This is a genomic window from Halolamina sediminis (assembly GCF_001282785.1).
Lineage (GTDB): Archaea > Halobacteriota > Halobacteria > Halobacteriales > Haloferacaceae > Halolamina > Halolamina sediminis.
Genome location: NZ_CVUA01000001.1, coordinates 556643 through 569660, shown reverse-complemented (window position 1 = coordinate 569660; position 13018 = coordinate 556643). Strand labels below are relative to the sequence as shown.

Below are 13018 nucleotides of genomic sequence, written 5' to 3'. Positions count from 1 at the left end.
CGCTCGCGAGTATCGAACGTGGACCCCGATACGCTCTCCCGCCGAACGCTGCTCGCCCTCTCGGCCGTCGGACTGGCCGGCTGTAGCGCTCCGGACGACCCGAGCGAGACCGACCCCGGGACCGATCCCTCCCCCAGCGGACCGACCGAGTCCGGGGAGTACGACCCCAGCCTCGACCACGACGAGACGGCGTGGGACGGCTACGATCCGGAGTGGTCGGCGCCGACGAGCGCCGCCGAGACCGAACTGGAGACCGAGGTGCTCGCCGAACAGCTAGAGATCCCGTGGGACCTCTCGTTCACGGGGACTGGCGAGCTGTTCCTGACCGAGCGGACCGGGCAGGTGCTGCGCTACGCCGACGGCGAGATCGGCCCGGCGTTCGAACCCGCCGACGCCATTCCCGCCGGCTCCGTCGAGCCCGGTAGCGACGAGGACAGCTGGTTCGTCGAGGGCGGGGAGGGCGGCACGATGGGCGTCGAAGCCCATCCGAACTACCCCGACGTGCCGCTGGTGTACGTCTACTACACCGCGACGACCGACGAGGAGCCCGTCGTGCGGCTGGCCGCCTTCGAGCCGGACAGCGAGAACCCCGGCCAGCCGGTCTCCGTGCTCGCGGAGTCGCCCGCCCGGGCCGGCACCAGAACGAACATCCACAACGGCGGCCGCCTGCGGTTCGGCCCCGCGAACTACCTCTGGGTGACTGCCGGCGACGCCGGCGACGGCGATCTCGCCGCCGACCCCGACACGCTGGCGGGGAAGGTGCTCCGGATGACGCCCGACGGCGAGGGCGCGCCCGGCAACGAGAGCCCGGGCGACCCCCGCATCTTCACGATGGGCCACCGGAACGTACAGGGGCTGAGCTGGCTCCCCGACGCGACGCCGGTCGCCGACGAGCACGGCCCCGGTCCCGACGAGGTGAACGTACTGGAGGCCGGCGGGAACTACGGCTGGCCGGAGGCACGCCGTCCCGAGGAGTACGAAGGGACCGACTACCACCGGCCGGTCGCGAGTTCGGCGCTCGTGTCGGCAACGTGGGCCCCCTCCGGCTCGTCGTTCTACCGCAGCGAGGAGGCACCGACGCTACAGAACCGACTGCTCGTGGGCGCGCTCATCAATCAGCGACTCAAGTCGTTCACGCTGACCCCCGCGGGCGAGGAGCTGCCCGAACTCGGCGAGACGGGCAAACGCCACGATGCCGACTGGCTCGACGACGAGTACACCGTCACCAGCCACGACCTGCTCGTGAACGAGCTCGGACGGATCCGCCACGTCGAGGAAGGCCCTGACGGCGCACTGTACGCCATCACCTCCAACCGCGACGGGCGGGCGGACGAGCCGTTCCCCCGCGAGATCGACGACGTGCTGGTGCGGATCACCGAGGCCTAGTCGGCGCCCTCGCCGACGTACGCGCGGGTCACGTCGACCAGCGCCTTGCGGTACTCGCTCTCGGAGGGGTCGTCGTCGAGCGAGCGGAACGCCTCGGCAAACTCCTCGACGCCAACCTCGGGCGCGTCGTCCGCGGCCGCGTGTGCGAGGTCGTAGATGCGGTGGTCGGAATCGACGAGGTCGTGGCGTTCGACCAGCGCGAGCGCGAAGGCGGCGTTGACCGCCGTGATCTGCGGGTCCGACCCCGGCGTCGCGAGCTGCCAGCCCGTCGGCGCTGCGGGCGGCCGGTCGGCGACGGCGGCGGCGAGCCGGGACTCGAGGAATGTGACGAGCTTCCCGCCCGGCGCGACCGAGAGCGTGATATCGTCGGCGTAGATGTCCTTCATGTGGTTGGCGAGCTGGTGGACGTGGGCCAGCTTGCGCTGTTCGACGCTCTTGCCCGCCAGCGCGAGGAAGATCGCCTCCCGGGTCGACTGGTGGTGTGAGGGGTGGTGCTGCTCGTAGCGCGCCATGTGTGAGAGTTCGTGCAGCGCCAGCTCCCGGGCCATCGCACTCGTCGCGGCCTGTCGGGAGATGTTGAGCACGTGTCGGTCCTCGTAGTGGCCGGCCCACGTGCGCTCGTCGGGGTCGTCGCGGACGCGGACGTGGACGGGAAGATCGATCTCACTCTCGGTCTCCAAGAGGTCTGCTGCGCCGAGAAACGGCTCCGCGGGGCCGTTGTCGGGGAGTCGTATATCCATGTGTGACTGTACCACGGGGTAGAAGGGGAAGACGGTTTCGGCAGTATGAGGCGGCGTCGGGCAGCCGCCGGAGTCGGCAGTATGAGGCGGCGTCGGGCAGCCGCCGGAGTCGGCAGTATGAGGCGGCGTCGGGCAGCCCCCGGTGGGAACCGTCGTCGACCGATCGAGACGGACGACACCGGGCACCAGTCGAGTGACAGAATCGCCCGCTGTGGCGGCCACAGAGGCGTGTGTCGGTGGCACACCCGCTCCGTGAAACACTACCCTTTTGACCCCGCCACGGGTAGCCCACCCCAATGGGCCGACGCAAGAAAATTGTCCAAGAATGTGAGCGGCTGATGGACACCCCGGAGAACATCCGGAACATCGCCATCGCCGCCCACGTCGACCACGGGAAGACGACGCTTTCGGACAACCTCCTCGCGGGTGCGGGGATGATCTCCGAGGGCACCGCCGGCGAGCAGCTGGCGATGGACACGAAGGAGGACGAACAGGAGCGTGGGATCACCATCGACGCGGCGAACGTCTCGATGACCCACGAGTACGAGGACACCAACCACCTCATCAACCTCATCGACACGCCGGGCCACGTCGACTTCGGTGGCGACGTGACCCGAGCGATGCGTGCCGTCGACGGCGCGCTCGTCGTCGTGGACGCCGTCGAGGGCGCCATGCCCCAGACGGAGACGGTGCTGCGACAGGCACTCCGCGAGGGCGTGAAGCCGACCCTGTTCATCAACAAGGTCGACCGCCTGATCTCCGAGCTGCAGGAGGGCGAGGAAGAGATGCAGGAGCGCCTGCTCGGTGTCATCGCGGACGTGAACGAGCTGATCCGCGGGATGATCGAGGAGATGGACGACATCGACGACGACTGGACCGTCTCCGTCGAGGACGGCACCGTCGGCTTCGGCTCCGCGCTGTACAAGTGGGGCGTCTCGATGCCGTCGATGCAGCGTACCGGCATCTCCTTCGAGGACATCATCGAGATGGAGCGCAACGACAAGCGCGGCGAGCTCCACGAGCGCTCGCCGCTGTCGGACGTGGTGCTCGACATGGTCTGTGAGCACTTCCCCAACCCCGTCGACGCCCAGCCCCGTCGTGTCCCGCGCATCTGGCGCGGCGACTCCGAGTCCGAGCTGGCCGAGGACATGCGGCTGGTGAACGAGGACGGCGACGTGGTGTTCATGGTGACCGACATCTCGATGGACCCCCACGCCGGCGAGATCGCCACAGGCCGGGTGTTCTCCGGCACGCTGGAGAAGGGGCAGGACCTGTTCGTCTCCGGGACGGCCGGCAAGAACCGGATCCAGTCCGTCGGGCTGTTCATGGGGAGTGAACGCGAGGAAGTGGATCGCGTCCCCGCGGGGAACATCGCCTCGGTCACGGGGCTGCGCGACGCCATCGCCGGCTCGACGGTCTCCTCCGCGGAGATGACGCCGTTCGAGTCGATCGAGCACATCTCGGAGCCGGTGATCACGAAGTCCGTCGAGGCCCAGACCATGGACGACCTGCCGAAGCTGATCGAGACGCTCCAGCAGGTCGCCAAGGAGGACCCGACGATCCAGATCGAGATCAACGAGGACACCGGCGAGCACCTGATCAGCGGACAGGGCGAGCTCCACCTCGAAGTGATCACCCAGCGCATCGAGAAAGAGCAGGGCATCCCGGTCAACACCGGCGAACCGATCGTCGTGTTCCGCGAGCAGCCCCAGCAGGAGTCCCGGGAGGTCGAGGGCGTCTCGCCCAACCGGCACAACAAGTTCTACATCTCCATCCACCCGATGGGGCAGGACATCGTCGACGCGATCCAGCTCGGCGAGGTCTCCATGGACATGCCCGAACTGGAGCGCCGTGAGGCGCTGCAGGACGCCGGCATGGACAAGGACACGTCCCAGAACGTGGAGCACATCCACGGGACGAACATCCTCATCGACGACACGAAGGGGATCCAGCACCTGAACGAGACGATGGAGCTGGTGGTCGAGGGGCTCTCCGAGGCCCTCGACGACGGCCCGCTGGCCGCCGAGCCCGTGCAGGGGACGCTGCTCCGACTGCACGACGCCCGCCTCCACGAGGACACCATCCACCGCGGTCCCGCACAGGTCATCCCCGCCGTCCGCGAGGCAGTCCACCACGCGCTGATCGACGGGGAGATCCGGCTGCTGGAGCCGATCCAGAACGTCCGGATCGACGTGCCTAGCGAACACATGGGCGCCGCCTCCGGCGAGATTCAGGGTCGCCGTGGCCGCGTCGACGACATGTACCAGGAGGGCGGCCTGATGGTCGTCGAGGGCGTTGCGCCCGTCGAGGAGATGATCGGCTTCTCCAGCGACATCCGGAGCGCGACCGAGGGTCGCGCGTCCTGGAACACCGAGAACGCCGGCTTCCGCGTGATGGCCGACAACCTCCAGCGCGAGCAGATCATGGAGATCCGCGAGCGCAAGGGGATGAAGCTCGAGCTCCCCGAGTCGGTCGACTACATCTAAGTCGGCGACCCGGGTCGACGTCTTGCGGTTCTCTTCGCTCTTTTCGACTCCCCAGCGACGGCGCCGGCTCGGGGGTGGCGGGGTTGCCACACCCCGAGAAGGCTTATGTCCACCCCGCCGCTCCGTCCGTTCGTGTTCCGTCCACAGTCGATCGCCGGAGGTGTCGTCCCACGATGAGCCGCGCCGACGGGGTGACGACACACACGCTCCGGCTCGAGCTCGACGACGAGCCGGGCGAGCTCGCGGCCGCGCTCGAACCCATCGCCGAACACGGGGGGAACCTCCTCTCGGTGTTCCACGAGCGCGGGAGTCGCACACCCGGCGGGCGCATCCCGGTCGAGGTGGCGCTGGACTGCCCGGCCGAGCGGTTCGACGAGGTGATCGAGGGGCTCCGTGACCGTGGGGTGACCGTCGTCGCCGCCGACGAGGAGTACTACGGCGAGGCGTTCCGGGTGCTGCTGAGCGGTCATCTGGTCGACACGGACCTCTCGGAGACGCTGCGGGAGATCGAGAGCGCGTCGACGGTCGCCGTCGAGGAGCTCTCGCTGTCGGCGCCCGACGGCGTGGAGGCGGTCTCCAGCGCGTACCTGCGGCTGGGCGCCCGCTCGGGCGAGCGCGGGGATGCTCTGGAGCAGGTGCGGAAGATCGCCGACCGCAAGGGGCTGACCGTCGTCGAGCCGTTGGAGGCCAGCGGATGAGGCTGGCCATCGTCGGCGTCGGTGCGGTCGGCCGATCGGTCGCGGAGTTGGCCGGCGAGCACGGCCACGAGGTCGTCGGTCTCGCGGACTCGACGGGTGCCGCCCTGGGCGATCCGTTGGACGTGGACGACGCACTCGCCCGGAAGTCCGAGAGGGGGACGGTCGGCGAGGAGCCACACGAGTCGTTGCTGGGGGCCGACTACGACGCGCTGGTCGAGGCGACGCCGACGACGCTGGGCGACGCCGATCCCGGCTTCTCCAACGCCGTCGCGGCGCTCGACCGCGATCGACACGTCGTGCTGGCGAACAAGGGGCCGGTCGCCGAGCGCTACGACGAGCTCCGGGCCGCAGCCCGGGCGAGCGAGGGCCAGCTCCGGTTCGAGGCGACCGTCGGCGGCGCGATCCCCGCGGTCCGGTCCGTCGAAGACGTCGGCCCCAACCGGGTCGATCGCGTCCGCGGCGTGCTCAACGGCACCGCGAACTTCGTGCTCTCGCGGATGGCCGCCGAGGGGCTGAGCTACGACCACGTGCTCTCGGAGGCCCAGGATCTGGGCGTCGCGGAGGCCGACCCGACGTTCGACGTCGACGGGACGGACGCCGCGCTCAAGGGCGTGATCGTCGCGAACGTGCTCCGGGAGGCCCGGGGCCGGGACGCGCTCACGCTCGACGACGCCGAAGTCGAGGGGATCGAGTCGCTGCCGGCGAGCGCGCTCTCGCTGGCCGGCGAGGACGGGCGGACGGTTCGGCTGATCGCCGAGGCAACGCCCGATGGCGTCAGGGTCGGGCCACGGTTGGTGCCCGAGAACGGGACGCTGGCGGTGACCGGCACCCAGAACATCGTCCAGATAGAGACCGACCACGCCGGCCGGCTGAACATCTCGGGACACGGCGCCGGCGGCCCCGAGACGGCGTCGGCGGTGCTGTCCGACGTGGGGCGGCTCCCCCCGCGCTGAGACCAGAACCACGGTACAGTACCACAAACCGCCGTACACGGCCGGATTGCGGGGGGAACGTATCGAAATGGTTTTACGGCGTTCTGCCGAACGTTTCCCCACAGCGCCTTCAGCGCGTGAATCCACTATGAGCGACATTCCGCACCAGAACTTGGCCATTATCGGCCACGTCGACCACGGGAAGAGTACGCTCGTGGGCCGGCTCCTCTACGAGACAGGGAGCGTCCCCGAGCACGTCATCGAGCAGCACAAAGAGGAGGCCGAAGAGAAGGGCAAGGGTGGCTTCGAGTTCGCCTACGTCATGGACAACCTCGCCGAAGAGCGAGAGCGAGGGGTCACCATCGACATCGCCCACCAGGAGTTCGACACCGACGAGTACAACTTCACCATCGTCGACTGTCCGGGCCACCGTGACTTCGTGAAGAACATGATCACGGGCGCCTCGCAGGCCGACAACGCGGTGCTCGTCGTCGCGGCCGACGACGGCGTCGCGCCCCAGACCCGAGAGCACGTGTTCCTGGCCCGCACGCTGGGTATCAACGAGCTCATCATCGGGATCAACAAGATGGACCTCGTCGACTACAGCGAGGACTCCTACAAGGAGGTCATCGGCGAAGTCGAGGACCTGCTGAACCAGGTCCAGTTCGCGACCGACGACACGACGTTCATCCCGATCTCCGCCTTCGAGGGCGACAACGTCTCCGAGGCCTCGGAGAACACCGCCTGGTACGACGGCCCGACGCTGCTCGAGGCCCTCAACGACCTGCCGGAGCCGGAGCCGCCGACGGACGCGCCGCTCCGCCTGCCGATCCAGGACGTCTACACCATCTCCGGTATCGGGACCGTCCCGGTCGGACGGATCGAGACGGGGACGCTCAACACGGGCGACAACGTCTCCTTCCAGCCCAGCGACGTGGGCGGCGAGGTGAAGACGATCGAGATGCACCACGAGGAGGTGCCCAGCGCTGCGCCCGGTGACAACGTCGGGTTCAACGTCCGCGGCATCGGCAAGGACGACATCCGCCGTGGCGACGTGTGTGGCCCGGCCGACGACCCGCCCAGCGTCGCGGAGACGTTCCAGGCGCAGGTCGTCGTCATGCAGCACCCGAGCGTGATCACCGCCGGCTACACGCCGGTGTTCCACGCCCACACCGCACAGGTCGCGTGTACGATCGAGTCGATCGACCAGAAGATCGACCCGTCGACCGGCGAGGTCGCCGAGGAGGACCCGGACTTCATCAAGTCCGGCGACGCCGCGGTCGTCACCGTCCGCCCGCAAAAGCCCCTCTCGATCGAGCCGTCGAGCGAGATCCCGGAGCTGGGGAGCTTCGCCATCCGCGACATGGGTCAGACCATCGCGGCCGGCAAGGTCCTGAGCGTCGACGAGCGATAGATGCCCGAGCAACAGGCCCGCGTCCGTCTGACGGGGACGAGCCCCGAAGACCTGGACGACATCTGTGACGACGTCCGCGAGATCGCGGAGAAGACGGGCGTCTCGCTGTCCGGCCCCATCCCGCTCCCGACGACCGAGCTCAACGTGCCCTCGCGGAAGTCCCCCGACGGCGAGGGGACCGCCACGTGGGAGCACTGGGAGATGCGGGTCCACAAGCGGCTGATCGACATCGACGCGGACGAACGCGCGCTCCGCCAGCTGATGCGGATTCAGGTCCCGAACGACGTCTCGATCGAGATCGTCCTCGAGGACTGAGCGGCTTTCCGTTCTCACGTTTTCTCACGGCCGGCGAGCGACTGCTGGGTCGGCGCCAGGATCGACGGTGACGAGGAAGCGCAACGTTCAAACCGCTCCCCCGCCTCGATTCGACTGCGGGCTCGTAGATCAGTGGTAGATCGCTTCCTTCGCAAGGAAGAGGCCCTGGGTTCAAATCCCAGCGAGTCCACTTCTTTACTCACTCCGTTCGTTCAGTCGTTGACTCGCTTTAGTCTCACTCGCTCAGCCTCCGGCTTCGCTCGCGAGACTCCCAGCGAGTCCGCGTTTCTGCGCCCCCGGTAACGATCCGCGCAGTCCAAATTACTCCAGAGCACCTCGCTTTGATGTGTTCTCGGTCTCGAAAAGTCGCAATCCAGTAGAAACGGGCCGATAATCGACGCCGACACTCCCTCAACCGAACGTGACCTCGATCGTGAACCGGACCAGTTGAACGCTGTCGAGATCGTCGATCGAGCAGGAGAGCCGGTCGTCACTGGGGCGCGTGCAGTTCATCCCCTCCTCTTCGAGATACCCCTCCCACGCGTCGGTCGCCGGGGTCGTGACGTTGAGTTGGAACTGATCGACGCCGCGATCCAGCTCTACCTCCCGGTTGGTTCGGACCGAGCGGACCAACACGGTGCGCGACCCGGCGATACTGCGCTGTTCGACGACGAGCTCCACGACCGGGAGGATCACCCGCTGGTCGGAGAGCACGAAGTTGGGCTCGACGAGCATCACCGAGCCGCCGGACTGGACCCGCGTCACCGCGCCGGCGGCGTAGCGGATCTGTGTCCCCTCGGCCTCGTAGACGATCGAGTCGAGGCTGTCGTTGCCCGTCGAGAAGTTCGACGACGACCAGTCGGCTGAAACGTTCAGTATCGTCGGTTCCCCCCGGCCGAGGCTGGCCTCCGCGAGTCGAATCTCCGTGCCGCGGCTCGGAGCGCCGCGGGCGGTGATGTCCTCGATGTTGTTCGCGAGGACGTCGAATGCCCGCTGGGCGTTGTTGACGCGTTCGGCGTCGCGCACGTCCTGCAAACCGCCGTAGCCGACGGTGAGAACGGTGCCGACGGTGAGCAACACGAGCGAGAACACGAGCACGAAGCCGACGGTCTCGCTCACTCCGCGGCGGTCACGAATCACGCTCGAACCAGGGTGAGCGTCGGCATAAGCGTTCGGCAGTCAGGCGTCGTCCTCAAGCAGCCCCGACTCCTCGAGCACGATGTCCTGGAACTGCTCGGCGACGCCGGGATCGACCTGGGCGACGTCGTCGCCGTCGTGGACCGACTCGTTGTGGGCCTCGATCCGGTCGGCGAGCTCCGAGAAGGGGACACGAGTGGTGGTCTCACACTCGGGACAGTGGATGGGCACCTGCGGGCCGTCGTCGTCGCTCATACTCGGTCGTCGGCAGCCGCGACTATAAGCGTCCGGGTGGATCCGCCGAAGGCGGCCACGCGGCACGACCCCCGCCTACACGTCGTGGTCGGCCGCCTCGGCGTCGACGACCTCCACCCCGCGGTTGTTCACCGCGTGGGGGTCGAGCCCCTGCTCCTGCATGAACTGCTTGTACAGCCGTTCGGCGGTTTCGCCGTCCTTCTGCTTGTCCGAGGCGCGGTCACAGAGCTCCACGAGATCCTCGGGCACCTCGTTGGTGTGGACGATCCAGTGGTTGATCAGGTCCGACAGCCGGCGGATGGGCGAAGTGAAGTGGCCGTAGATGTCGAAGTTGAGCGCGTGGTGGCCGCCGAAGGGGTCGTTCATGTACTTCGCCCGGGGCATCACCTTCAGCACGGCGCGCTGGATCTTGTCCAGCGAACGGCCGGGGGACTCCTCCAGCGCGGCGTTGACCGCCTTCCGCGGGTCGTCCCCGAACGCCTCGCCGGGGATGGAGACGCCGTCGAGCTCCTGGATCTCCTTCAGCGCCTCGTTCCACTGGTCCGGGGTCGGCTGGGGGTGGACGCGATACATCGCCTCGACGCCGCGATCCCACATCAGCGTGTGCGTGACGGCCTTGTTCGCTTTCAGCATCGACTCCTCGATCATCGTGTGGGCCTGATCCCGGCGGGGGTTCAACACGAGCGAGCCGTCGGCCTTCCGCTGTTCGTGCATGCGGTCGGCGAGCTCGAACGCCAACTGGTTCTCGTCGTGCAGCGGCGCATCCTCGTCCTCGAGTCGGTGCTCACACTGGGTGTAGGTGAGCCGCTCGTCGGAGTTGATGACGGACTTGTAGATGTCGATCTCCTCGAAGGAGAGCTCCTCCTTGTCGAGATGCATCTCGACGGTGTGGGCGAGTCGGTCCTCCTCGGGGACGAGCGAGCAGACCGTCTCCGCCAGCGCGGGCGGGAGCATGTGGGTGGTGTACCCCGGCAGGTAGACAGTGTTACAGCGCTCGACGGCCTCCTCCCACATCAGCGAGTCCGGGTGGACGTAGTGACTCACGTCCGCGATGTGGACGTACAGCACGTACTCGTCGTCGTGCTCCTCGACGGAGAGGGCGTCGTCGAAGTCCTGTGCGTCCGCGGGGTCGGTGGTCCAGGCGGTCAGATCGCGGAGGTCCGCCCGGTCGTCGAGCTCGTCCTGGATCTCCTGTTCGACGTTCTCGATCCGGCGCTCGGCCTCGCGCATCACCGCGGGCGGGAACTCGTCCCGGAGGTCGAACTCCTCGAACAGCTCGTCGCGCTTCTCGGCCAGCGCCTCGTCGAGGGCCTCGGAGATCAGCACGGGGCCCTGTCCCTCGGCGGTGCCGGCCGCGGCCTGGGCGTCGTCAGTTTCGCTCATGGGTGCCGTTGGCGGAGCCGGCAGGTAGGCGTTTCGGGGCGCGAGCCGTGTTCCGCGATGCACCGGGTCAGAGCAGACCCAAGAAGCCGGCGTACGCCAGCCCGCCACCCGCGATCAGCGCCAGCGAGAGCAGTACTGCGGCGGGGCTGCCGACGAGGAGCCGTCGGGCGAGCGTGCGGCGGTCGGTGTCAGCCAGCAGGAACGGCGAGCCGCCGTCGATGACCGCGGGGACGGCGCCGATCGCTCCCCGGGCGTCCCGGGCCCCGCCACAGACCAGCACCTCGTCGCCCGGTTCGACCCGGCGTTCGACGTAGCGCCGATCGGTTCCGACGCCCCAGTTGACGATGCCGAGGTTGACGCTCACGTCCTCATCGTTCACGTCGTCGTTGCTGTCGATGTACCGCCGGATCCGCTCGGGCGGCGTGTCGCCGCCTTTCACACCGATCATCGTGTCCGGGTCGAGACGGAACGTCGCGCCGCCGGGGTCGACCCGGACCTGTCCGGTGCCGTCGTCGAGCAGGAACGGCTCCGCGACGGCGCCGCCGTCGATGGGTTCGAAGCTGGTCATGGTGCCGAACGGGAAGCCGAGCCACCAGAGCCCGGAGGACTCCTCCTCCAGCACCTGGTACGCCAGCGCGACCGCCCGCCGGCCGGAGAACGGCGCCTCGACGGTCCCGCCGTCCTCGGCCTCGACGACCGTCCCGGTGAAGCAGGCGCGGTCGGGGCGGTCGGCGAGCAGGTCCGAGACAGCGAACTCGGGCGTCCGGAGCAGTCGGAGGCCGGTCAGGGGTGCGGGCGCGGCGAGCAGCCAGACGATCGCGCCGGCGAGGAGGAAGACGGCGGGCCAGAGCGGGGGCATCCCCTCGGCGGTCGGCGCCCGCCGGCAAAAGCGGTTCGACGGCGCGGCTCGGAGCGGGCGATTTATCCCCCGAGACGGCCCACAGGCGGGTATGGAGATCAGCTCCCGCCACCACCTGCGCAGCGACGCCGTGGCCGAGATCGAGGACGCGCTCAGCGAGGGGCTGGGCGTCGAACTGGACGCCGACACCTACGAGCTGGTGGAGCTGGAGGACACCGAGTTCGACGTGGTGCTGGTCGACGGCGACCCGGACGTGCTGTACTACGACGGCGAGCCGTTCCTCTCCGTCCGGGGCGCCAACGCCCATCCGCCCGAGGAGGGGATCGTCACCGTCGACGCCGGCGCGGTGTCGTTCGTGAGCAACGGCGCCGACGTGATGCGCCCGGGGATCACCGAGGCCGATGAAACGATCGAGGAGGGCGACCTCGTGGTGATCGTCGAGGAGAGCCACGGCAAGGCGCTGGCCGTGGGCCGCGCGCTGGTCGACGGCGAGGAGATGGCCGGCGAGAGCGGGAAGGTGATCGAATCGCTCCACCACGTCGGCGACGACGTGTACGAGTTCTCAGTGTGAGAGGCGGAGAGGCCGGCTCCGTCGCCGGAACACAGCCCCTTTGAGCGCGCGCCACGTCGGTCGCGACATGAGCGAACACCCCGACACCGAGGAGGACACTGCGCGGAGCTACCGGCTCGACCGGCTGGCGGGGTTCTCGGTGATCGGCGCGTTCGTGTTCTCGCTTGCGCTGCTGTTCGTCGGCGAGCCGCTGTTCTGGCTGCCGTTCGCCCTCGGGCTCGGCATCGGGCTCCCCGGCTTCGCGATCCTCGCCGACCGTGAGCGCGACCGCGAGAGGGAGAGCGGGCCCGCAACCGCGGACGACGCCACGGGAACCGACAACGACGCCGACGAGTCGGCGTAGTCAGGGCACCTCGCCGGGCATCGAGCCGCGGTACCAGCGGCCGGTTTCGGTCTCACACTGCGTACAGTGGGCGACGATCGCGTCCTCGCCGTCCGCGCGGCCGAGATCGTTGTCGGTCTTCGCCTCACACTCCGGGCAGTCGCGCAGCGTCACCGACTCGCCGTACGAAAGCGGCGCGCCCAGCGCGATCGCGACGACGCGCTCGTCGCCGCGGTTCCAGCCGCGCTGGAACTCCTCGCGGTCGAACCGGATCGCCTCGTTCGGCCCCACCGCCACGTCGCCGGACTCGGTTTCGAACGTCGCGGTCCCCTCGATCACGTAGAACACCTCTTCCTGAATCTCGTGGTTGTGGTAGGCGTACGCGAAGGAGTCGCCGGGCTCGAGCTCGTAGTAGTTCATCGCGAGATCGGTCAGCCCGAGCGGTTCCGTGAGCCCCCGCACTACCGCGGCGGGGCCGATCCGACCGTCGACGTCGTCGACTGCGATCCGCTCCATAGTC

General features: G+C 68.5%; 14 protein-coding genes and 1 tRNA gene. 9 read left to right on the top strand and 6 right to left on the bottom strand.

Translation table 11 applies throughout. The features are described 5' to 3' along the window. Positions 1–18: 18 nt before the first annotated feature. Positions 19–1386 carry a PQQ-dependent sugar dehydrogenase gene (locus tag BN1959_RS02960; protein WP_053947227.1) on the top strand — a complete coding sequence of 456 codons (1368 nt, stop codon included), beginning with the start codon at positions 19–21 and terminating at the stop codon, positions 1384–1386. Here BN1959_RS02960 and BN1959_RS02955 read toward each other — a convergent pair. Next, on the bottom strand, positions 1383–2126 hold the full coding sequence (locus tag BN1959_RS02955) for a DUF5781 family protein (protein ID WP_053947226.1): 744 nt from the start codon (positions 2124–2126) through the stop codon (positions 1383–1385). The genes BN1959_RS02960 and BN1959_RS02955 overlap by 4 nt on opposite strands. Before the next feature lie 296 nt (positions 2127–2422). Here BN1959_RS02955 and BN1959_RS02950 point away from each other — a divergent pair, with 296 nt between their 5' ends. The 6 genes from BN1959_RS02950 (at position 2423) to BN1959_RS02925 (ending at position 8161) form a co-directional block, all read left to right on the top strand. Continuing rightward, a complete protein-coding gene (locus BN1959_RS02950) occupies positions 2423–4612 on the top strand; it encodes an elongation factor EF-2 (RefSeq protein WP_053947225.1) in 2190 nt (729 codons plus the stop codon). A gap of 173 nt (positions 4613–4785) precedes the next feature. Further along, positions 4786–5310, top strand: a complete 525-nt coding sequence (locus BN1959_RS02945) for an amino acid-binding protein (RefSeq protein WP_053947224.1) — start codon at positions 4786–4788, stop codon at positions 5308–5310. Beyond that, complete coding sequence (locus BN1959_RS02940; RefSeq protein WP_053947223.1) at positions 5307–6263, top strand: homoserine dehydrogenase; 957 nt, start codon at positions 5307–5309, stop codon at positions 6261–6263. The genes BN1959_RS02945 and BN1959_RS02940 overlap by 4 nt, the downstream gene beginning before the upstream one ends. A 127-nt stretch (positions 6264–6390) precedes the next feature. After that, positions 6391–7656: a translation elongation factor EF-1 subunit alpha gene (gene tuf / locus BN1959_RS02935; protein WP_053947222.1), complete on the top strand. Its 1266-nt coding sequence runs from the start codon at positions 6391–6393 to the stop codon at positions 7654–7656. Continuing rightward, positions 7657–7971: a 30S ribosomal protein S10 gene (gene rpsJ, locus BN1959_RS02930; protein ID WP_053947221.1), complete on the top strand. Its 315-nt coding sequence runs from the start codon at positions 7657–7659 to the stop codon at positions 7969–7971. A 118-nt stretch (positions 7972–8089) separates the two neighbouring features. Then, a tRNA-Ala gene (locus BN1959_RS02925) sits at positions 8090–8161 on the top strand. Between the two features lie 221 nt (positions 8162–8382). Here BN1959_RS02925 and BN1959_RS02920 read toward each other — a convergent pair. From BN1959_RS02920 to BN1959_RS02905, 4 genes are all read right to left on the bottom strand, one after another. Next, a complete protein-coding gene (locus tag BN1959_RS02920) occupies positions 8383–9111 on the bottom strand; it encodes a DUF7289 family protein (RefSeq protein ID WP_053947220.1) in 729 nt (242 codons plus the stop codon). A gap of 39 nt (positions 9112–9150) precedes the next feature. Further along, positions 9151–9363, bottom strand: coding sequence for a hypothetical protein (locus tag BN1959_RS02915; protein WP_053947219.1), 213 nt, complete (start codon positions 9361–9363; stop codon positions 9151–9153). Positions 9364–9438: 75 nt separating this feature from the next. Beyond that, positions 9439–10746, bottom strand: a complete 1308-nt coding sequence (locus tag BN1959_RS02910) for a ribonuclease catalytic domain-containing protein (protein ID WP_053947218.1) — start codon at positions 10744–10746, stop codon at positions 9439–9441. A 67-nt stretch (positions 10747–10813) separates the two neighbouring features. Further along, a complete protein-coding gene (locus BN1959_RS02905; protein ID WP_053947217.1) occupies positions 10814–11605 on the bottom strand; it encodes a hypothetical protein in 792 nt (263 codons plus the stop codon). 91 nt (positions 11606–11696) lie between these two features. On the opposite strand from BN1959_RS02905, the gene BN1959_RS02900 reads away from it, so the two are divergent. Further along, positions 11697–12176 (top strand): RNA-binding protein, encoded by a 480-nt coding sequence (locus BN1959_RS02900; RefSeq protein WP_053947216.1) that lies wholly within the window; start codon positions 11697–11699, stop codon positions 12174–12176. 67 nt (positions 12177–12243) lie between these two features. Beyond that, complete coding sequence (locus BN1959_RS02895; protein WP_053947215.1) at positions 12244–12519, top strand: hypothetical protein; 276 nt, start codon at positions 12244–12246, stop codon at positions 12517–12519. Here BN1959_RS02895 and BN1959_RS02890 read toward each other — a convergent pair whose 3' ends face one another. Beyond that, entirely contained in the window at positions 12520–13014 is a 495-nt protein-coding gene (locus BN1959_RS02890; protein WP_053947214.1) for a cupin domain-containing protein, read from the bottom strand. Positions 13015–13018: the final 4 nt, after the last annotated feature.

Coding starts and splice junctions, on each gene's coding strand:
- BN1959_RS02940 (WP_053947223.1), top strand. CDS start 5,307: ATGAGGCTGGCCATCGTCGGCGTCGGTGCGGTCGGCCGATCGGTCGCG.
- BN1959_RS02945 (WP_053947224.1), top strand. CDS start 4,786: ATGAGCCGCGCCGACGGGGTGACGACACACACGCTCCGGCTCGAGCTC.
- BN1959_RS02890 (WP_053947214.1), bottom strand. CDS start 13,014: ATGGAGCGGATCGCAGTCGACGACGTCGACGGTCGGATCGGCCCCGCC.
- BN1959_RS02905 (WP_053947217.1), bottom strand. CDS start 11,605: ATGCCCCCGCTCTGGCCCGCCGTCTTCCTCCTCGCCGGCGCGATCGTC.
- rpsJ (WP_053947221.1), top strand. CDS start 7,657: ATGCCCGAGCAACAGGCCCGCGTCCGTCTGACGGGGACGAGCCCCGAA.
- BN1959_RS02915 (WP_053947219.1), bottom strand. CDS start 9,363: ATGAGCGACGACGACGGCCCGCAGGTGCCCATCCACTGTCCCGAGTGT.
- BN1959_RS02955 (WP_053947226.1), bottom strand. CDS start 2,126: ATGGATATACGACTCCCCGACAACGGCCCCGCGGAGCCGTTTCTCGGC.
- BN1959_RS02895 (WP_053947215.1), top strand. CDS start 12,244: ATGAGCGAACACCCCGACACCGAGGAGGACACTGCGCGGAGCTACCGG.
- tuf (WP_053947222.1), top strand. CDS start 6,391: ATGAGCGACATTCCGCACCAGAACTTGGCCATTATCGGCCACGTCGAC.
- BN1959_RS02910 (WP_053947218.1), bottom strand. CDS start 10,746: ATGAGCGAAACTGACGACGCCCAGGCCGCGGCCGGCACCGCCGAGGGA.
- BN1959_RS02950 (WP_053947225.1), top strand. CDS start 2,423: ATGGGCCGACGCAAGAAAATTGTCCAAGAATGTGAGCGGCTGATGGAC.
- BN1959_RS02900 (WP_053947216.1), top strand. CDS start 11,697: ATGGAGATCAGCTCCCGCCACCACCTGCGCAGCGACGCCGTGGCCGAG.